At 68.6% G+C, this 19,249-nt stretch carries 19 protein-coding genes; 9 read left to right on the forward strand and 10 right to left on the reverse strand.

Annotated elements, in window-relative coordinates:
- The first annotated feature begins 131 nt into the window (after positions 1–131).
- Positions 132–1,385, forward strand: coding sequence for an NADP-dependent isocitrate dehydrogenase (gene icd / locus V6M57_RS12015; RefSeq protein WP_332815227.1), 1,254 nt, complete (start codon positions 132–134; stop codon positions 1,383–1,385).
- A gap of 239 nt (positions 1,386–1,624) precedes the next feature.
- Here icd and V6M57_RS12020 read toward each other — a convergent pair whose 3' ends face one another.
- Positions 1,625–1,945, reverse strand: coding sequence for a cold-shock protein (locus tag V6M57_RS12020; protein ID WP_332815228.1), 321 nt, complete (start codon positions 1,943–1,945; stop codon positions 1,625–1,627).
- Positions 1,946–2,223: 278 nt separating this feature from the next.
- On the opposite strand from V6M57_RS12020, the gene clpS reads away from it, so the two are divergent.
- Both clpS and clpA read left to right on the forward strand, forming a co-directional pair.
- A complete protein-coding gene (gene clpS, locus V6M57_RS12025) occupies positions 2,224–2,592 on the forward strand; it encodes an ATP-dependent Clp protease adapter ClpS (RefSeq protein WP_332815247.1) in 369 nt (122 codons plus the stop codon).
- 53 nt (positions 2,593–2,645) lie between these two features.
- The gene (clpA, locus tag V6M57_RS12030) at positions 2,646–4,961 is read left to right on the forward strand and encodes an ATP-dependent Clp protease ATP-binding subunit ClpA (RefSeq protein ID WP_332815229.1); all 2,316 of its coding nucleotides are present in this window, start codon (positions 2,646–2,648) and stop codon (positions 4,959–4,961) included.
- Between the two features lie 64 nt (positions 4,962–5,025).
- Here clpA and V6M57_RS12035 read toward each other — a convergent pair whose 3' ends face one another.
- From V6M57_RS12035 to V6M57_RS12050, 4 genes are read right to left on the reverse strand one after another with little or no spacing between them, the layout of a single operon-like run.
- Positions 5,026–5,490 carry an EVE domain-containing protein gene (locus tag V6M57_RS12035; RefSeq protein ID WP_332815230.1) on the reverse strand — a complete coding sequence of 155 codons (465 nt, stop codon included), beginning with the start codon at positions 5,488–5,490 and terminating at the stop codon, positions 5,026–5,028.
- On the reverse strand, positions 5,487–6,767 hold the full coding sequence (eno, locus tag V6M57_RS12040) for a phosphopyruvate hydratase (protein WP_332815231.1): 1,281 nt from the start codon (positions 6,765–6,767) through the stop codon (positions 5,487–5,489). The genes V6M57_RS12035 and eno overlap by 4 nt, the downstream gene beginning before the upstream one ends.
- Complete coding sequence (locus V6M57_RS12045) at positions 6,764–7,777, reverse strand: phosphotransferase family protein (protein WP_332815232.1); 1,014 nt, start codon at positions 7,775–7,777, stop codon at positions 6,764–6,766. The genes eno and V6M57_RS12045 overlap by 4 nt, the downstream gene beginning before the upstream one ends.
- A 52-nt stretch (positions 7,778–7,829) precedes the next feature.
- Positions 7,830–8,564, reverse strand: coding sequence for an SGNH/GDSL hydrolase family protein (locus tag V6M57_RS12050; protein ID WP_332815233.1), 735 nt, complete (start codon positions 8,562–8,564; stop codon positions 7,830–7,832).
- 147 nt (positions 8,565–8,711) lie between these two features.
- Here V6M57_RS12050 and V6M57_RS12055 point away from each other — a divergent pair, with 147 nt between their 5' ends.
- Positions 8,712–9,629, forward strand: a complete 918-nt coding sequence (locus V6M57_RS12055) for a ketopantoate reductase family protein (protein ID WP_442968824.1) — start codon at positions 8,712–8,714, stop codon at positions 9,627–9,629.
- Between the two features lie 42 nt (positions 9,630–9,671).
- Here V6M57_RS12055 and V6M57_RS12060 read toward each other — a convergent pair whose 3' ends face one another.
- Genes V6M57_RS12060 through lptF form a run of 5 tightly spaced genes read right to left on the reverse strand, consistent with a single transcriptional unit; the run spans position 9,672 to position 14,385 of the window.
- Positions 9,672–10,844, reverse strand: coding sequence for a pyridoxal phosphate-dependent aminotransferase (locus V6M57_RS12060; protein WP_332815235.1), 1,173 nt, complete (start codon positions 10,842–10,844; stop codon positions 9,672–9,674).
- Positions 10,834–11,778 (reverse strand): CysB family HTH-type transcriptional regulator, encoded by a 945-nt coding sequence (locus V6M57_RS12065; protein WP_332815236.1) that lies wholly within the window; start codon positions 11,776–11,778, stop codon positions 10,834–10,836. The genes V6M57_RS12060 and V6M57_RS12065 overlap by 11 nt, the downstream gene beginning before the upstream one ends.
- 44 nt (positions 11,779–11,822) lie before the next feature.
- A complete protein-coding gene (locus V6M57_RS12070) occupies positions 11,823–12,185 on the reverse strand; it encodes a sirohydrochlorin chelatase (protein ID WP_332815237.1) in 363 nt (120 codons plus the stop codon).
- Positions 12,182–13,282: an LPS export ABC transporter permease LptG gene (gene lptG, locus V6M57_RS12075; RefSeq protein ID WP_332815238.1), complete on the reverse strand. Its 1,101-nt coding sequence runs from the start codon at positions 13,280–13,282 to the stop codon at positions 12,182–12,184. Before lptG ends, V6M57_RS12070 begins: the two co-directional genes overlap by 4 nt.
- On the reverse strand, positions 13,279–14,385 hold the full coding sequence (lptF, locus tag V6M57_RS12080) for an LPS export ABC transporter permease LptF (protein WP_332815239.1): 1,107 nt from the start codon (positions 14,383–14,385) through the stop codon (positions 13,279–13,281). Before lptF ends, lptG begins: the two co-directional genes overlap by 4 nt.
- A gap of 38 nt (positions 14,386–14,423) precedes the next feature.
- On the opposite strand from lptF, the gene V6M57_RS12085 reads away from it, so the two are divergent.
- The 5 genes from V6M57_RS12085 to V6M57_RS12105 form a co-directional block, all read left to right on the forward strand.
- A complete protein-coding gene (locus V6M57_RS12085; RefSeq protein ID WP_332815240.1) occupies positions 14,424–15,941 on the forward strand; it encodes a leucyl aminopeptidase in 1,518 nt (505 codons plus the stop codon).
- Between the two features lie 7 nt (positions 15,942–15,948).
- The gene (locus tag V6M57_RS12090) at positions 15,949–16,380 is read left to right on the forward strand and encodes a DNA polymerase III subunit chi (RefSeq protein ID WP_332815241.1); all 432 of its coding nucleotides are present in this window, start codon (positions 15,949–15,951) and stop codon (positions 16,378–16,380) included.
- Complete coding sequence (locus tag V6M57_RS12095) at positions 16,380–16,694, forward strand: hypothetical protein (RefSeq protein ID WP_332815242.1); 315 nt, start codon at positions 16,380–16,382, stop codon at positions 16,692–16,694. Before V6M57_RS12090 ends, V6M57_RS12095 begins: the two co-directional genes overlap by 1 nt.
- A 155-nt stretch (positions 16,695–16,849) precedes the next feature.
- Positions 16,850–17,977, forward strand: coding sequence for a branched-chain amino acid ABC transporter substrate-binding protein (locus V6M57_RS12100; protein WP_332815243.1), 1,128 nt, complete (start codon positions 16,850–16,852; stop codon positions 17,975–17,977).
- A 282-nt stretch (positions 17,978–18,259) separates the two neighbouring features.
- On the forward strand, positions 18,260–19,249 hold a 990-nt coding region (locus V6M57_RS12105), incomplete at its 3' end, for a HAMP domain-containing protein (RefSeq protein ID WP_332815244.1).

Consider the following 19,249-nt stretch of genomic DNA (forward strand, 5'->3'; position numbering starts at 1 on the left):
ACAGGGCAGGGCTTATCCCGATGGCACGGCAGGCCCGTCGTGCAGCGGGGGCTAGAATCCCGTGGTTTGCCGCAGCCAGTGGCCTGTGGCAACGCAGCATTTCCCATCCTCCCCGAAGGACGCTTTCCTCCATGTACCAGCACATCAAGGTGCCCAGCCAGGGCCAGAAGATCACCGTCAACGCCGACACTTCGCTGAACGTGCCGGATCAGCCGATCATTCCCTACATCGAGGGCGACGGCACGGGGATGGACATCACGCCGGTCATGCTCAAGGTGGTCGACGCCGCCGTCGCCAAGGCGTACGGCGGCAAGCGCAGGATCCACTGGATGGAGGTCTACGCCGGCGAGAAATCGACCAAGGTCTACGGCCCGGACGTGTGGCTGCCGGAAGAGACGCTGCACGCGGTGCGCGACTACGTCGTTTCCATCAAGGGGCCGCTGACCACGCCGGTGGGCGGAGGCATCCGCTCGCTGAACGTCGCATTGCGCCAGGAACTGGACCTGTACGTCTGCCTGCGCCCGATCCAGTACTTCAAGGGCGTGCCCTCGCCGCTGAAGGAGCCCGAGAAGACCCACATGGTCATCTTCCGCGAGAACTCCGAGGACATTTACGCCGGCATCGAGTACGAGGCGAAGACGGAGAAGGCCCAGAAGCTCATCAATTTCCTGATCAAGGAAATGGGTGTCACCAAGATCCGCTTCCCCGAGACCTCCGGCATCGGCATCAAGCCGGTCTCGATCGAGGGGACCGAGCGGCTGGTGCGCAAGGCCATCCAGTACGCCATCGACAACGACAAGCCCAGCGTCACGCTCGTGCACAAGGGCAACATCATGAAGTTCACGGAAGGGGGCTTCCGTGACTGGGGCTACGCCCTGGCCCAGCGCGAGTTCGGCGCCCAGCCGATCGACGGCGGCCCGTGGTGCAAGTTCAAGAACCCGAAGACGGGCAAGGACATCGTCGTCAAGGACAGCATCGCCGACGCCTTCCTGCAGCAGATCCTGCTGCGCCCGGCCGAGTACAGCGTGATCGCCACCCTCAACCTCAACGGCGACTACGTCTCCGACGCGCTGGCGGCCCAGGTGGGCGGTATCGGCATCGCCCCTGGCGCCAACCTCAGCGACACCGTGGCAATGTTCGAGGCCACGCACGGCACCGCGCCCAAGTACGCCGGCAAGGACTACGTCAACCCGGGCTCGGAGATCCTCTCGGCCGAGATGATGCTGCGCCACATGGGCTGGACCGAGGCCGCCGACCTGATCATCAGTTCGATGGAAAAGGCCATCCTGTCCAAGAAGGTCACCTACGACTTCGCCCGGCTGATGGACGGCGCGACCCAGGTGTCCTGCTCCGGCTTCGGCCAGGTCATGATCGACCAGATGTGACCCCGCCCCCCGGGCCGCAGGTCCGGCGCGGGGTCATCCCGGCGAGCGCAGTGAAAGCCGGGATCCAGGACCTGCAAGCACAGCGAAAAACCGGAATCCAGGACCTGCTGCAAGACGCCCGGCTCCAACCCCCGCAAAGTGGCACCCAGACCCCTGGAGTCGGTACCCTGAACGAGAGATCGCCGCCCTGGGGCGGCGATCTTCTTATTGGGGCCGCCCGCCGAAGACGGGCTGGGCCGTCAGTCCGCCGGCGCGTCCGTCCGGTGCCCGGCGGCGTGGAACTGCGGCGCCCGCACCTTGGACTGGCGGGGCGGGCGCTCGCCCGGGGCAGCAGGCGCGTCGGTGCGGATCGGCTGCATCTCCGTCTGGATGTTCTGCGCCAACTGGCCCTTGGGGCCCTGCGTGACCTCGAAGCTCACGCGCGAGCCCTGCTTGAGCGTCTTGAAGCCATCCATGGCGATGGCCGAGAAGTGGGCGAAGACGTCCGAGCCACCCCCGTCGGGCTCGATGAAGCCGAAGCCCTTCGCATCGTTGAACCACTTGACAGTACCGGTCGCCATGACGGGGCCTCTTTCCGTTCCCTCGAAACTTGCGCGCGAGTGTCCCGGATAAGGCCCGGTGCTGTCAATATTTTCACATACTAAAGTTTTGATGGGTGGCGGGGGCGGTGTTCCAGGGCCCGCGCCCTTCCGGCTGGGACAATGGAGCGCCGCGTCATTTGGCGTCCGGCCCGACCGTCGGCTGCTGCCGCGGCGCCAACCGCCCCCCGGCTGCTTGAATGTGGCGCACCAGTCACCATTTCACTTTTGCGGTGCAGCGCGAAAGTCTGCTCGATAGAATGAATTTCATGGCCAGCAAACCACCCGCGCCCGCCCCGGTTGCGCCGCGCGCGCAGCCGGCGGACGACGACGGCGGTTCCGTTGTGCTCGAGAGGCGGACCCAGAAGACGAAGCCGCCACAGATGTACCAGGTCGTCATGCTCAACGACGACTACACCCCGATGGAGTTCGTGGTGGTGGTGATCCAGGAATTTTTCAACAAGGACCGCGAGACGGCGACCCAGATCATGCTCAAGATCCACCTCGATGGGAAAGGCATCTGCGGCGTCTACTCGCGCGACGTGGCCGCCACCAAGGTCGAGCAGGTCCAGGACGCCGCGCGCCAGGCGGGGCATCCGCTGCAGTGCGTGAGTGAACCTGTCGAGTAAGGCGCACTCCAAGAGATCACCGCGACCCAGCTAGCAAGGCAAAAGGAAAGTTCATGATTGCCCAGGAATTGGAAGTCAGCCTCCACATGGCGTTCGTGGAGGCGCGGCAGCAGCGCCACGAGTTCATCACCGTGGAGCACCTGCTGCTGGCCCTGCTGGACAACCCCAGCGCGGCCGAAGTGCTCCGGGCGTGCTCGGCCAACATCGACGACCTGCGCAAGTCGCTGTCCAACTTCATCAAGGACAACACCCCGCAGGTCGCCGGCACCGACGACGTCGACACCCAGCCGACGCTCGGCTTCCAGCGGGTGATCCAGCGCGCCATCATGCACGTGCAGTCCACCGGCAACGGCAAGAAGGAGGTCACCGGCGCCAACGTGCTGGTCGCCATCTTCGGCGAGAAGGACTCGCACGCGGTCTATTACCTGCACCAGCAGGGCGTCACCCGGCTGGACGTGGTCAACTTCATCGCCCACGGCATCAAGAAGAGCGATCCGCCCGAGCCCGCCAAGAGCGGCGAGTCGTCGGGTGCCGACGGCGAGGAAGGCGGCGAGAAGAGCGAAAAGGCCTCGCCGCTGGAGCAGTTCACCCAGAACCTCAACCAGGCGGCCCGGGACGGCAAGATCGACCCGCTGATCGGCCGCGAGTACGAGGTCGAGCGCGTCATCCAGATCCTGTGCCGCCGGCGCAAGAACAACCCGCTGCTGGTCGGCGAGGCCGGGGTGGGCAAGACCGCCATCGCGGAGGGCCTGGCCTGGCGCATCGTCCAGAAGGACGTGCCCGAGATCCTGGCCGAGTCCAACGTGTACTCGCTGGACATGGGCGCGCTGCTGGCCGGCACCAAGTACCGCGGCGACTTCGAGCAGCGCCTCAAGGGGGTGCTCAAGTCGCTCAAGGACAAGCCCAACGCCATCCTCTTCATCGACGAGATCCACACCCTGATCGGGGCGGGCGCCGCCTCGGGCGGGACGCTGGATGCGTCCAACCTGCTCAAGCCGGCGCTGTCCAGCGGCCAGCTCAAGTGCATCGGCGCGACCACGTTCACCGAGTACCGCGGCATCTTCGAGAAGGACGCCGCGCTGTCCCGCCGCTTCCAGAAGGTCGATGTGGTGGAGCCTTCGGTCGAGCAGACCATCGAGATCCTCAAGGGCCTGAAGTCGCGCTTCGAGGAGCACCACAGCGTCAAGTACGCGGCCAACGCCCTGCAGGCGGCGGCCGAGCTGTCGGCCAAGTACATCAATGACCGGCACCTGCCCGACAAGGCCATCGACGTGATCGACGAGGCCGGCGCGGCCCAGCGCATCCTGCCCGCGGGCAAGCGCAAGAAGACGATCTCCAGGACCGAGGTCGAGGAGATCGTGGCCAAGATCGCCCGCATCCCGCCGGCCAACGTGTCCAACGACGACCGCGGCAAGCTGCAGAACCTCGAACGCGACCTCAAGTCCGTCGTGTTCGGGCAGGACAAGGCGCTGGAGGTGCTGGCCGGTGCCGTGAAGATGGCGCGCTCGGGCCTGGGCAAGGGCGACAAGCCGATCGGCTCGTTCCTGTTCTCCGGCCCCACCGGGGTCGGCAAGACCGAGGCGGCCAAGCAGCTGGCCTACATCATGGGCATCGAGCTGATCCGCTTCGACATGTCCGAGTACATGGAGCGGCATGCGGTGTCGCGCCTGATCGGCGCGCCTCCCGGCTATGTCGGCTTCGACCAGGGCGGCCTGCTCACCGAGGCCATCACCAAGAAGCCGCACGCGGTGCTGCTCCTCGACGAGATCGAGAAGGCGCATCCGGACATCTTCAACGTGCTGCTGCAGGTGATGGACCACGGCACGCTGACCGACAACAACGGGCGCAAGGCCGACTTCCGCAACGTGATCATCATCATGACCACCAACGCGGGCGCCGAGACCATGAACAAGGCGACCATCGGCTTCACCAACCCGCGCGAGGCGGGCGACGAGATGGCCGACATCAAGCGCCTGTTCACGCCCGAGTTCCGCAACCGGCTGGACGCCATCGTCAGCTTCAAGGCGCTCGACGAGCTGGTCATCCTGCGCGTGGTCGACAAGTTCCTGCTGGTGCTCGAACAGCAGCTGGCCGAGAAGAAGGTGGAGGTCACCTTCACCGACAAGCTGCGCAAGCACCTGGCGCACAAGGGGTTCGATCCGCTCATGGGCGCCCGCCCGATGCAGCGCCTGATCCAGGACACGATCCGGCGCGCGCTGGCCGACGAACTGCTGTTCGGCCGGCTGACCGAGGGCGGCCGCCTGACGGTGGACCTGGACGACAAGGAAGAGGTCCTGCTGGACATCCAGCCGCTGCCGAAGAAGGAAGGCCGGGCGCGGCCGGAGCCTGAGGAAATCTCCTCCGAGTGACGAACGGGAAGCGAGGCTGCCGCTGGCGGCCTTTCCCTTCGGTGCCGCCCTCCCGGGCGGCTTTTCATTTCCGCAGCAGGCGGGTGACCAGCTGCCAGTGCCTGGCCTCGACCGGCGTGATCGACAGCCGGTTGCCTTTCCTGAGCACCAGCATGTCGGCCAGCGCGGGGATCGACCGCATCTCGGGCAGGCCGAGGGTGCGTGTCTTGTCCAGCACCTGCACGTCCACCAGTACCCAGCGCGGCGATTCCTTCTTCGAGGCTTCGTCGAAGTAGGGCGACTTCGGGTCGAACTGGGTCGGGTCCGGGTAGGGCTCCGAGGACACCCGCGCGATGCCGACCACGCCCGGTTCGGCGCAGCTGGAGTGGTAGAACAGTACGCCGTCGTCGATGCGCATCTGGTCGCGCATGAAATTGCGGGCCTGGTAGTTGCGCACCCCCGTCCACGGGAGGGTCGCGGCGGGCGCCGCCAGGAAATCGTCCACCGAAGCCTCTTCGGGCTCCGACTTCATCAGCCAGTAGTGCTTCATCGCCTCCCCCCTGCCAGCGCCCGGGCGCCCCAGAATCCGGCCGGCCCCGGCTGCTCGCCCTCGATGCGGATGCCCTCGTTCCACTTGGCCATGCGCTCCGAGCGGGCGAAGGAACCCACCTTGAGCTGCCCGGCATCCCAGCCCGTGGCCAGGTGCGCGATGGCCACGTCTTCCGTCTCGCCGGAGCGCGCCGACACGATGGTGGCGTAACCGGCTTCCCGCGCCGCCTGGAGCGCCGCCCGCGCCTCGCTGACGGTGCCCGCCTGGTTGGGCTTGACCAGCACGCAGTTGCAGGCGCCGGCGGCTGCGGCGTCGCGCACCCGCTGAGCGTTGGTCACGAGGTAGTCGTCGCCGACCACCTGCACGCGACTGCCGACCGCGCGGGTGAAGGCCGCCAGGCCCGCCTCGTCGTCCTCGGCCAGCGGGTCCTCGATGGACGCGACCGGGTACCTTTCGATCCAGCGCACCAGGCGCTCGCCCATCGCATCGGAATCGAGTTCCTCCTGTTCGAGGGCGAGCCGGTAGCGCCCGCCACGGCCGAACTCGGAGGCCGCGATGTCCAGCGCGATGGCCACCTCGCCGCCCGGCGTGAAGCCGGCCCGCTCGATGGCGGCGACCAGCGTGTCCAGCGCGTCCTCGTTGCGGGCGAAGTCGGGCCACCAGCCGCCTTCGTCGGCGACGCCGGCGAGGCGGCCGCGCTGCGCCATCAACTCGCCGGCGCAGCGGTAGACATCGGCGGTGATTTCCAGTGCATGGGCGAACGACTCGGCGCCGGTGGCGATCACCATGAAATCCTGCACGTCCACCCGGCGCCCGGCGTGCGCGCCGCCGCCGAAGACCTGGACCTGCGGAAGCGGCAGCCGCACGGGGCGCCCCTGGGCGAGATGGCGCCACAGCGGCGTGCGCGCGGCCGCGGCGGCCGCCTGCAGGGCGGCCAGGGAGGTGGCGACCAGCGCATTGCCACCCAGCCGCGAGCGGTCCGGTGTGCCGTCCAGGCGCACCAGCAGGGCGTCGATCGCGGACTGATCCCCGACATCCAGACCCCGGAGCGCGGGCGCGATCTCCCGCTCGATGCCGCTCAAGGCCTGCTGCACGTCCAGGCCGCCGAAGCGGACCCCGCCGTCGCGCCGCTCGACCGCCTCGCGCGTGCCGCGCGAGGCACCCGCAGGCGCAACGCCGCGGCCCCAGCTGCCGTCCTCGTTGACCACGTCGACTTCGATGGTGGGTCGCCCACGCGAGTCCCAGATGCGCCGGCCCCGGACTTCGCGGATCCTCATGGTGCAAACTCCAGCGCCCACCGCTGCGCGAGGTCGTCGAGCCGGCCCGGCCCCGCGCCCAGCAGGGTCGAAGCGAACCGGCGGACCCGCTCGCGGGTCGCTTCGTCCAGGTACTCCACCGGCGACTTGCCGTCGATGCGTGCCAGCGCCAGGCCCGGCAGCAGCGCGGCCGCGCGGGAGTCGACGGATGCGCCGTCTTCCCAGGACACGCGCGGCCCGTAGGCCTGCGTGAACGACCGGAAGCACTGCATCAGGCGGGCGGCGCCGGCCGGCCGGTGCGCCGCCTTGAGCAGGAAGTGGTTCAGGCAGAACGCAAGGTCGAAGGCCGGGTCGCCGAACCACGCGCATTCGGCATCCAGCAGCACCGGGCCTTGCGGCCCGACCAGGATGTTCTTGGGGCTCACGTCGCCGTGCACCAGCACGCGCCGGGTGCCGGCGGTCCGCTCGACCAGCCCCAGCAGCCGGTCGGCCAGTTGCGGGTGGACGCGTGCGGCTTCCTCGAGATAGGGCTCCAGACGCAGCGAATGGAACAGGTGGCCCGTCTCGAAACGCGCGGCGATGTCCGCGCGGTCGGCCGTTGCCGCGTGGATTTGCCCCAGCACGTCGCCCACCTGCCGGGCCACGCCGGGATCGGCGTCGCCCGCCAGCAGCAGCGACTTCCAGTTGCGGTGGCCCTGGCCGAGGAAGGGCATGACGAAGCTGCCGGTGGCCCGGTCCTCGCCGACCACGGGCGGCACATGCGCCGGCGCGACCGCGTGCGCCGTCCGCAGCCAGTCGACCTCGTGGAACACCCGTTCCACCGGCACCACCCAATCCTTGGCCACCTTCAGGCGCGGCAGGGCCTGCTTGATGCACCAGTCGCCCGATCGCAGGGCCACGCGGTAGATGCCCGAGGAAACGCCGCCGGCCATCGGCTCGGCGGCGACCGGTTCACCCGGCCCGGCAAGCCCGAGCGCCTGGAAGATGCGCTGGACGGCGCCCGGTTCCTGCGAAAGGTCGACATGGGGCATCGGGGCCGGATTATGGGCGCGCGTCGACGCTGGGCCGGCATGCGGCGCATGGCTACCAGCCGAACGCCTGCAAAAGGAGCTGCAGGCGCTTGGCCAGCACGTCGGCGCCGAACCCGCTCAAGTGGATGTCGTCGGCCCGCAGGGTGGACGCCGGCACGTCGTGCTCGCGGTCGATGGCGCCCTGGGGTGTTGCAGGATCGGCCTGCTCGACCATGAAGCGGCGGATGTCGAAGAAGTGCAGGGGGTAGGCGGCGGCCAGGTCCTGGTTCAGGCGCAGGACCGTGTCGTACTCCGGCGTGCCCGCCGGTGCCGTGGTCGCGTTGTTGACCAGCGCCAGCACGATGTAGTCGTCGTTGCCGGGCGCCAGGCTGGCGATCGCCTGGGCCAGGTCGGCCTTGACCTGGGCGGCGGCATCGGACCCCGACAGCCGGATGTTGTTGTGGCCGAACCAGAACACCGTGATCCGGTCGCGCAACGCCGGGCTCGCGGCCTGCAGCCGCTCCAGTACCTGCATGGAGGTATCGCCGATGACGCCGCCGTCGTGCACCTCGCGGTCCGGCAGGAGCAGGGCCAGCGCCCGCGCCAGCGGCGGCACCATGGAGTCACCCCACAGCGCGAGGTGGGGCGTGGGTGGCGTGCGAAGGGCGGAGGCATCCGGTGTTTCGGCCACGCCGCCACCGACCGCCGCGGCTGCGCCAGTCCCACCGCCGCCCCCTCCGCTACTGCCACCGCCGCAGCCGGCCAGCACCAGCGTGCCCAGGAGGGCTGCCGCTTCCCTGCGGTTCATGCTCGTTCCCCATGACTTCGAACAGCCGGTCATTCTCGAAGCGGCGCTTCGCGGGCGTCTGTAAGCAAGCCGGCGGGTGTGTTGCCCTGCGTTCCGGAAGAGGTCTTGACGGGCCGGGTGCCTACAATCCCGTGCATGGCTGGTGCATTGCGCGTTGCGGTGATGGGAGCGGGGGCGGTCGGCTGCTACTACGGCGGCATGCTGGCCCGCGCCGGGAACGAGGTGGTGCTGGTGGCGCGCCCGCAGCACGTGGAGGCGATCCGCCGCGAAGGCCTGCGCATGGAAACGCGCAGCTTCGACGAGCGCGTGCGGCTCGCCGCGAGCACCGAGCCTTCGGCCGTGCGCGGCGCGGACCTGGTGCTCTTTTGCGTGAAGTCCATGGACACCGAGGCGGCCGGGGCCGCGATTGCGCCGCACCTGGCCTCCGACGCCCTGGTGCTGTGCCTGCAGAACGGAGTGGACAACGCGGAGCGCCTTCGCGCCGTGCTGCCGGCGCACGCTGTCGCTGCCGCGGTGGTGTATGTGGCCACGGAGATGGCCGGCCCGGGCCACGTCAGGCACCATGGCCGCGGCGAACTGGTGATCGAGCCTTCGGCTCGCAGCGCCGGGGCGGCGAAAGTGCTGGCAGCGGCAGGCGTTCCCACCGAGATTTCCGAGAACGTGCGCGGCGCGCTGTGGGCCAAGCTGATCCTGAACTGCGCCTACAACGCGGTGTCGGCGATCGCCCAGCGGCCCTACGGCGAGAACGTTGGAAGCCAGGGTATCGCCGACGTGATGCGGGACGTGGTGGACGAATGCATGGCGGTGGCGCGGGCGGACGGGGTGCAGGTCCCGGGCGACATCGATGCAGCCGTGCGCCGCATCGCCGAGACGATGCCGGCGCAGTTCTCCTCGACGGCGCAGGACCTCGCCCGTGGAAAGCCCAGCGAGATCGACTACCTCAATGGCCTGGTCGTGCGGCGCGGCCAGGCGCTGGGCATCGCCACCCCGGTCAACCGCGCCCTCTGGGCGCTGGTGAAATTGATCGAGGGGAAGCAGCGCCAAGGTGCAGCATCGCCGACCTGATCGAGGGAGCCTGCCCCGGACCTGATCCGGGGCATCCACGATTCAAAGCCGGGCCAGCCGGCCCAGGGCCTCCCTCAGCGTCTCGTCCTTCTTCGCATAGCAGAACCGCACCACGCGCTGGTCGAAGCCATCGCCGTAGAACGCCGACAGGGGAATGGCGGCCACGCCGACCTCGCGGGTGAGCCACTTGCAGAACTCGTCCTCGCGCAGGTCGCTGACCGCGGAGATGTCGACGCACTGGAAGTAGCTGCCCTCGCTGGGCAGCATGCGCAGCCGGGTCCGCGCCAGCCCTTCGCGGAACAGGTCGCGCTTGCGCTGGTAGAACGCGGGCAGTTCCAGGTACGGCCGCGGGTCCGCCATGTAGGCGGCCAGGCCGTGCTGCACCGGCGTGTTCACGGTGAACACGTTGAACTGGTGCACCTTGCGGAACTCGGCCGACAGGGCCGCCGGCGCCAGCACGTAGCCGACCTTCCAGCCGGTCACGTGGTAGGTCTTGCCGAAGCTGGAGACGATGAAGGCGCGGGCCGCCAGGCCGGGATAGCTGGCTGCGCTCTGGTGCGGCTGGCCGTCGAACACCATGTGCTCGTAGACCTCGTCGCTGATCAGCAGCACGTCGGTGGGGGCCAGCAGTTCCTGCAGCCGCAGCATCTCCTGCCGCGTCCATACCGTGGCGCTGGGGTTGTGCGGGGAGTTGACCAGGATCGCGCGGGTGCGCGGCGTGATCGCCGCGGCGACCGCACCGAAGTCCGGCCGGAAGCTGCCGGGCACCAGCGGTACGCGCACGACGGTGCCACCCGCCAATTCGATGTTGGGCACGTAGCTGTCGTAGCAGGGTTCCAGCACGATCACCTCGTCGCCGGGTCGCACCACCGCGAGGATGGCGGTGATGATGGCCTGGGTCGCGCCGGCGGTGACCGTCACCTCGGTGCCCGGGTCGTAGCAGCGGCCGTAGAGGGTTTCCACCTTGGCCGAGATCGCCTCGCGCAGCGACGGCACGCCGGCCATCGGTGGGTACTGGTTCAGACCGCGCGACATGGCTTCGGTGACGGCCTGCACCAGCCGCGGGTCGCAATCGAAATCCGGGAAGCCTTGCCCGAGGTTGACGGCGCCGGTCTCGCTGGCCAGTGCCGACATCACGGTGAAGATGGTCGTGCCCACTGCGGGCAGCTTGGTGCGGACGGGCGGCGTGCGCACGTCGGGGGCGTCAGAGGTCATAGTCGTTCACGTGGCCGCTCATGGCCTTGGCAATCAGGTGGCGGTCCAGCCGGTCGGGCGAGAGCAGTTCGGCGAAACGCAGGACGAAGTTGCGCAGGTAGGCCCCCCGCTTGAAGGCGATCCGGGCGACGTTCTGCCCGAACAGGGTGCCCAGCGGGCGGGCGACCAGTCCGTCCAGTCCGTTGCCGCTCACCGCCATCTCGGCGACGATGCCTATCCCCAGCCCGAGCTGCACGTAGGTCTTGATCACGTCCGAATCGATGGCCTCCAGCGCCACCCGCGGCTGCAGCTTGCGCTGGGCGAAAGCGGCGTCGATGCGCGTGCGCCCGGTGAAGGATGGGTGGTAGGTGATGAGCGGCTCGGCCGCCAGGTCCTCCAGCGTGATGCGCTCCTTGCGCGCCAGCGGGTGGTCCTGCGGCACCACCAGCATGTGCTGCCACTCGTAGCAGGGCAGGGTGACCAGCTCCTGGTAGTCCGACAGCGATTCGGTGGCTACGCCGATCTCGACCACTTCGTCGATCAGCATGCGCGCCACCTGGTCCGGCGATCCCTGGTGCAGGCTGACATTGACCTTGGGATAGGCCTCGCGCAGCCTGGCCACGGGCCCGGGCAGCACGTAGCGGGCCTGGGTGTGGGTGGTGGCGATCGAGAGGGTCCCGCTGTCCTGGGCGCTGAACTGCTCGCCGATGCGCTTGAGGTTGCCGACCTCGCGCATGATCAGCTCGATGCTCTTGAGCACGTGCAGGCCCGGCTCGGTCACGCGCTTGAGGCGCTTGCCGTGCCGGGCGAAGATCTCCACGCCCAGCTCCTCCTCGAGCTCGATGATCGCCTTGGACACGCCCGGCTGGGAGGTGTGCAGCGCCTTGGCCGCCTCCGTGAGGTTGAGGTTGCGGCGCACCGCCTCCTGGACGAAGCGGAACTGGTGAAGGTTCATTCCAGATCGAGTCTTAAGCGGGCTCCTATTATGCCCGTAACTGACTAAGACCCCAATGCAATGGATGCGATGCAGTCGATGGCCGCATCGTGCTCTCCGACCGAAGCCAGCGCCGTGATCGCCAGCCCCGGGTGCTTGTCGCGAGCGGCCGCCAAACGCTTCGGCAGGTCGTCCCTGACATGCTTGCCGAGGCCGACGAACACCGGCAGGACGCTCACCGACGTGGCCCCTTGCCCGGCCAGGGCGTCGATGGCGGCGCCCAGATCGGGCGCCTGCCATTCGAGGAAAGCGCAGGCGACCCGCGCATCCGGAGCCCTCTCGCGCACGCGGGCCGCAATCGCGTCCATCGGCTCGCGCCAGGCGGGGTCGCGCGAGCCATGGCCCAGCAGGACGATGCCGCGCGTCATCGCCGCAGCACCAGCCAGGTGAACGCGCCGAGCGAGAGCAGGCTGTACAGGAGGCCCGGCGCGGCCGCCGTCAGCCAGGGCCACCAGCTGCGCAGGTTGCCGATGTAGCCGAACACGTTGTTCAGCAGGAAGAAGCTGATCCCGATCAGCACGCCGACGAAGACATAGCTGGTGATCCCGCCGGCGCGGAAGTGCAGGTAGGCGAAGGGCAGTGCCATCACCACCATCACCAGGCAGCTGAGCGGGTAGAACACCTTGCGCCAGAACTCGATCTCGTAGCGCTGCGAGGTCTGCCCGTTCTTCTCGAGGTGCTGGATGTACTCGAACAGCGCGACGGTGCTCATGCGGTCGGGCTTGAGCAGCGCCACCGACACCATCTCGGGCGTGATGCGGGTCGGCCACTGCATCTCGGGCAAGGATTCGTGCTCGACCGCCGGCAACGGTCCGCGCGTGAGATAGCGCGTGACCTCCGCATCCTGCAGCACCCAGCCGTCGTCCCCGAACACCGCGCGCGGTGCGGTGGTGGTGCTGAGCGTGTGGCCGCGGTCGTCGGCCTCGAACAGGCGCACGCCCTGCATGGACCCGTCCGGCGCGAGCGCGGCCACGTTGACGTTGTAGGTGGAGTGCTGCTGGCGCTCCTTGAGCCAGGCCCCGGTCTGGCCGATGCTGATGCGCCCCTGGTAGCGTGCCCGCAGCAGCTGGGCGGCCTTGTCGGCCACCGGCGTGACGTAGTCGCCCACCGCAAAGGTCAGCGCGGCGAAGCCCAGGCCCAGCACCAGCAGCGTGCGCAGCGCGCGCCCGGGACCCAGCCCGCTGGTGCGCAGGATGGTGTACTCCGAACTTTGTGCCAGCCGCGCCATCACGAAGATGGTTCCGATCAGCACGGCGATCGGCAGCAGCTCGTACAGGTGGTTGGGCAGCAGCAGGGCGATGTACAGCAGGGCCTGGGTCAGCCGGTAAGTGGCGACGCCGCCCTTGCCGACGTTGGGCAGCTCGTCGACGAAGTCGAAGAAGAAGAACAGCGCCAGGAAACCGGCGGCGACGAACAGCACCGCCGAGAGCACTTCCCGGTAGATCAGGCGGCGGATGGTTTTCATGCCGCGGCTCCGGCGGGCTGCCGGCGCAGCCGCAGCCGGCGCAGGGCCCAGTTGTTGTGCTGCTTGCCCAGCCAGAGCGCCGCCAGCGCGAAGGTGCCGCCGTGCAGGGCGAGCATGAACGGCAGGAAACCCACCCGGCCGGCGCCGATCCAGCTCTGCCCCAGGTTCAGGAGGTTGTAGTAGACGACGAAGGCGAACAGCGCGAACACCAGGTTGCCGCTGCGGCCTGCGCGCGGGTTGACGCTGGAGACGGTGATCGCGATCACCACGAAGTTGAAGGCGGCCAGCGCCAGGCCGATGCGCCAGGCCAGCTCGCCCAGGTTCGGTGCGCTGGGACTGGCCACCAGGGCGTAGGTCGAGCGGGTCTTGGAAGGTGCGCTGTCCTGCGGCCCCAGCTGCGCGCCGCCGACCTTGTTGCCCAGTTCCTGGAACTCGCTGATCTTGAGGGTGCCGCCATCGAGCTGGGTCTCCAGCCGCTGGCCGTCGGACAGCAGCAGGAACTGGGTTTCGCCCTGGGTCACCACCCGGCCGGTGCGGGCGGTGGTGATGGTCTGCTTGCCCTTCTCGACGGTCGAGATGAAGATGTTCTTGCCGGACTTGTTGTCCGGCGTGTCCTTGTCCAGGAAGAACACGCGGGTGCCGCTGGCCGACTCCTGGAACTGCCCCGGCGCCACGCGCTCCAGGTCGCCGCGGTTCCCGTAGCGGTCTTTCAGGTCCTGCGTCTGCTGGTTGGCCCAGGGCCAGATCAGCAGCGCCAGGCCGGCGATCACGGCCAGGATCGGCCACGCGAACATCAGGAGCGGCCGCAGCAGCGCCGACAGTCCGCGGCCCGCCGAGAACCAGATCACCATCTCGCTGTCGCTGTACATGCGCGAGAGCGTGCCGACGATGGCGATGAACAGGCACAGGGTCAGGATCGGCGGCAGGTAACCCAGTACCGTGTATCCCATGACCATCAGCACTTCCTGCGGGTTGACGCTGCCCCGGTTGGCCTGGCTCAGGGTGCGGATCAGGGTCATCGTCATCACGATGGTCACCAGCACCACGAGGGTCGCGCCGAAGCTGCGGGCCAGCTCTCTGCGCAGGGAGGAATGGAATAACATCGGCGCGAAACGCGGCTCGCGAGAAGAAACACGGGATTATGGACTTCGAACTCAAGGCACTGGGGCTCGCCGAGGCGGCCAAGCAGAAGTGCGACGCCCTGGTGGTGGTGGCGCCCGAGGCATTCACGGGCGGCACCGATCCGGTCTCGCGGCTGGTGCAGGAAGCGCGCAAGGCGGGCGACTTCGAGGGCAAGCCCGGCAAGCTGCTGCAGGCCTACCGCTTTGCCGGGGTGGCGGCCACCCGTCTCGTGCTGGCGGGCGCGGGCGACGGCTGTGCCAGGCGCATCCAGTCCGCCGTGCACGCCGCCGTGTCCGCCCTGCGCAGCAAGGGCGTGAAGCACCTGGTCGTCTGCCTGCCGGCCGATGCGCCGGAAGGCGCGGTGCGCGCTGCCGTCGCCGGCACGGCCGAGGCCAGCTACGTCTTCGTGGCCACCAAGTCCAAGCCCGAAGCGCGCGAGCTGCAGCGCGTGACCCTTGCGGTGGCCGGCAACGCCGCCGACCACAAGGCAGGCTTCGATGCGGCGCGCGGCGCCGCCAACGGCATCGAATTCGCGCGCGAGCTGGGCAACCTGCCGCCCAACCTGGCCACGCCCACGCGCCTCGGCGAGGAAGCGAAGCGGCTGGCCCGGGCACACGGCTTCCAGTGCGAAGTGATGGGTCCCAAGGAAGTGGCGAAGCTGGGCATGGGTGCGCTCATGGGCGTGGCGCGCGGTTCCGAGGAGCCGCTGCGCTTCATCGTGCTGAAGTACCAGGGTGCAGCGGCCTCCGAGGCGCCGGTGGTGCTGGTCGGCAAGGGCATCACCTTCGACAGCGGCGGCATCTCGATCAAGCCGGCGCCCGAGATGGACGAGATGAAGTTCGACATGGGCGGCGCTGCCAGCGTGCTGGGCACCTTCCGCGCGCTGGGCGACATCCGTCCGGCCGTCAACGTCGTCGGCCTGATCCCCAGCTGCGAGAACCTGCCCGACGGCCGCGCCCTCAAGCCGGGCGACGTGCTCACCAGCCTGAGCGGCCAGACCATCGAAGTCCTGAACACCGACGCCGAGGGGCGCCTGATCCTGTGCGACGCACTGACCTACGCCGAGCGCTTCAAGCCGCGTGCGGTGGTGGACATCGCCACGCTGACCGGCGCCTGCGTCATCGCGCTGGGCGCGGTCCGCAGCGGCCTGTTCGCCAGCGACGACGAACTCGCCCGCGCCCTGCACGAAGCGGGCGAGGCGGCCTGCGATCCGTGCTGGCGCATGCCGCTGGACGAGGAATACGGCGAGGGCCTGAAGACCAATTTCGCCGACATGGCCAACGTGGCCGGGCGACCGGCGGGCGCCGTCACCGCGGCCAAGTTCCTGCAACGCTTCACCGCCCGCTATCCCTGGGCGCACCTGGACATCGCCGGCACCGCCTGGAAAGGCGGCGCGGCCAAGGGTTCCACCGGCCGACCGGTCGGCTTGCTGGTGCAGTACCTGCTGGGACAGCAGTCCGCCTCCGGTTCCGCCAGGGGCCGGAACGCGGCGAAGTCCCGGGCCGGCAGCGGCAAGCGCCGCAAGGCGACAGCCTGATCCGTACATGACCGAGGTCGCGTTCCACTTCAACGCGCCCGACAAGCTGGGCTACGCCTGCCGCCTGCTGCGCAAGGCCTATGGTTCAGGCTCGCGGGTGGTGGTGACGGGCGACGACGGCCTGCTGCGCGAACTGGACATCGCCCTCTGGTCGTTCAGTCCGCTGGAGTTCGTGCCGCACTGCCATGGTTCGGCCCAGGGCCAGCGGGTGCAGGCCCGCTCGCCCGTCGTGCTGGCGGCGTCGCCGCGCTCGGCGCCGCACCAGCAGGTCCTGGTGAACCTCGGCGGATCGGTGCCCGAAGGCTTCGAGCGCTTCGAGCGCCTGATCGAAGTCGTGACCGGCGAGGCCAACGACCGCCAGCTGGCGCGGCGCCGCTGGCGGCATTACGCCGACCGCGGCTACGGCATCGTGCAGCACGACCTGGCCCAGGCTCGCTGATGGCCACCCGTACGCCGCCACGCTACGTGCCGACCTTGACCGAAGTCGTGCCGGGCACGGTGACGGCCAAGGCGGCCAGCACCCCGTCGCAGCAGGAACTGGTCCACCGGATCATGCAGCGCATCGACCTCACGCTGGACAAGCGCCTGCGGGAGGCGATCGCCAGTGTGGTGCTGGAGCACAGCCGTGCACTGGCGCCGGCGCTGCGCGAGGAAGTGGAGGCGGTCGTCGCCGCCATCGTCGCCGAGGCGCTGGCCGACGAACTGGTCACCGAGGCGCGCGCCGGCGGCGCGCCGCCCCAGCCCGGTTCGTAGGGGGCCATCCGGCGTGGCCGGCGGCCGGTGCGTGCCGCTGTGGCGGCTCGCTCCCGTGCGTTTCCCCTTATGGCTTGCCCGAGGGAATTCGGCTATGTTCGCGGCCGTTGAGTTAACAAAAGATCTCAACCCATTTCCCACTTTCGGAGGTAAACATGCAGATGAAGTTGAAGTTGACGGTGGCCGCCGCCATGGCCGCCGCCTGCGGCCTGGCGGCCGCACAGGAGGTGATCAAGATCGGTCACGTGGCTCCGGTCTCCGGCGCGCAGGCCCACTACGGCAAGGACAACGAGAACGGCGTCCGCATGGCGATCGAGGAGCTGAACTCCCAGAACATCACCATCGGCGGCAAGAAGGTGACGTTCGAGATCCAGGCCGAAGACGACGCCGCCGACCCGAAGCAGGGCACGGCCGCCGCTCAGAAGCTGTGCGACTCCAAGGTCGCCGGCGTGGTGGGCCACCTGAACTCCGGCACCACCATCCCCGCCTCCAAGGTCTACAACGACTGCGGCATCCCGCACGTCACCGGCGCGGCCACCAACCCCAACCTGACCAAGCCGAACTACAACACCACCTTCCGCATCATCGCCAACGACAACGCCCTGGGCGCCGCCCTGGCGCTGTATGCGGCCGACACGCTCAAGCTCAAGAAGGTCGCCATCATCGACGACCGCACGGCCTACGGCCAGGGCGTCGCGGAAGTGTTCAAGAAGACGGCGCAGCAGAAGGGCATGCAGATCGTGGACGAGCAGTTCACCACTGACAAGGCCACCGACTTCATGGCGATCCTGACCGCCATCAAGGCCAAGAGCCCGGACGCCATCTTCTACGGCGGCATGGACCCGCAAGCCGGCCCGATGCTGCGCCAGATGGAGCAGCTCGGCCTGTCCAACGTCAAGTACTTCGGCGGCGACGGCATCTGCACCTCGGAAATCATCAAGCTGGCGGCGGGTGCCAAGACGCTGGAGAACGTGATCTGCGCCGAAGGCGGCTCCTCGCTGGCCAAGATGCCCGGCGGCACGGCCTGGAAGAAGAAGTACGACGCCAAGTACCCCAACCAGTTCCAGGTCTACAGCCCGTACACCTACGACGCGACCTACCTGCTGGTCGATGCGATGAAGCGCGCCAACTCCTGGGATCCGAAGAAGTACATCCCCGAGCTGAAGAAATCCAACTACAAGGGCGTGACCGCCACCATCCAGTTCGAGCCCAACGGCGAACTGAAGAACCCGGCCACCACCCTGTACACCTACAAGGGCGGCAAGAAGGCCCCGTTGAACTGAGCGCCACGCGCCCAGGCTGAAAAGGCCGCCGGAAGGCGGCCTTTTTTCTTGTGCCGTGCACAGGTGCGCCGCTCCGCCAGCGACCGCCCGGCCGTCTTCGCACGAGCCGCCCGCCTTGTAGTACGCCGTACCGTCTTCCTGTAGGCGAGCTCCTACGACCCGCGCCGGCATTGGCTTTGCAGGCCATCCGTGCATGGACGAGGTTGCCTCATCCGTCGGTAGTCACTACGCTGCGCCTCCTCCCCGCCGTCCATGGCGGGGTGCTCATGTATGGGGACAGGAATGGAAGTGGTGGCCAAACTCCCGAAGACAGGGGAGCGCGACAACGAGCTCTCGTTGTTGCTCAAGGCGCTAGGCGCATTCCGGCGGGGCGAGGGCGGCGTCAGCCTGCCGACCGACTGGGATGGCGCGTGGGGCCGCATCGCCAGGGAATTCAACGAGCTCTCCGCGCAGACCGCGCGTACCAGCAAGCGGCTGCGGTCGGTCGAAACCATTTCGCGCCTGGGCGGCAAGGCCAGTCGCCGCGTCGAGGACCCGGAACTCACCGGGTTCTGGCAGGACCAGCTCGGCACGCTCAACCTGCTGGTCGACGAACTCGACGTCAACGGCGAGCACACCCGCGCCCTGCTCAGGGCGTTGACTGACCTGAAGAAGGGCCATGCGCGCGCCCAGCTGCCGCCCGACTGGCCGGGCGTCTTCGGCAAGGTGGCCGATGCGTTCAACGACGTGGTCAACGAGAACGTGCGCATGGCCCAGGAGCTCGCGCGCCTGTCGCGCGTGGTGGGCAAGCACGGCAAGCTCAAGGAGCGCGCCCAGCTGCCCAATGCGACGGGCTTCTGGCGCGACTCGGCCGAGTCGATCAACTCGCTGATCAGCGACCTGGTGCACCCGACCTCGGAAGTCGCGCGCGTGATCGGCGCCGTGGCGCAGGGCGACCTGTCCAAGTCCATGGCGCTGGAGCCCGACGGGCGCCGGCTGGAAGGCGAGTTCCTGCGCACGGCCACGACCATCAACAAGATGGTCGAGCAGCTGGGCACGTTCGCGGCCGAAGTGACGCGGGTGGCGCGCGAGGTGGGCACCGAGGGCAAGCTGGGCGGCCAGGCCGATGTGCAAGGCGTGGCGGGCACCTGGAAGGACCTGACCGATTCGGTGAACTTCATGGCCGGCAACCTGACGGCGCAGGTGCGCAACATCGCCGACGTGACCAAGGCGGTGGCGGCGGGCGACCTGTCCAAGAAGATCACGGTGGACGTCAAGGGCGAGATCCTGGAG

Origin of the sequence: Ramlibacter sp. (genome assembly GCF_036676645.1) — a bacterium.
GTDB lineage: Bacteria > Pseudomonadota > Gammaproteobacteria > Burkholderiales > Burkholderiaceae_C > Ramlibacter.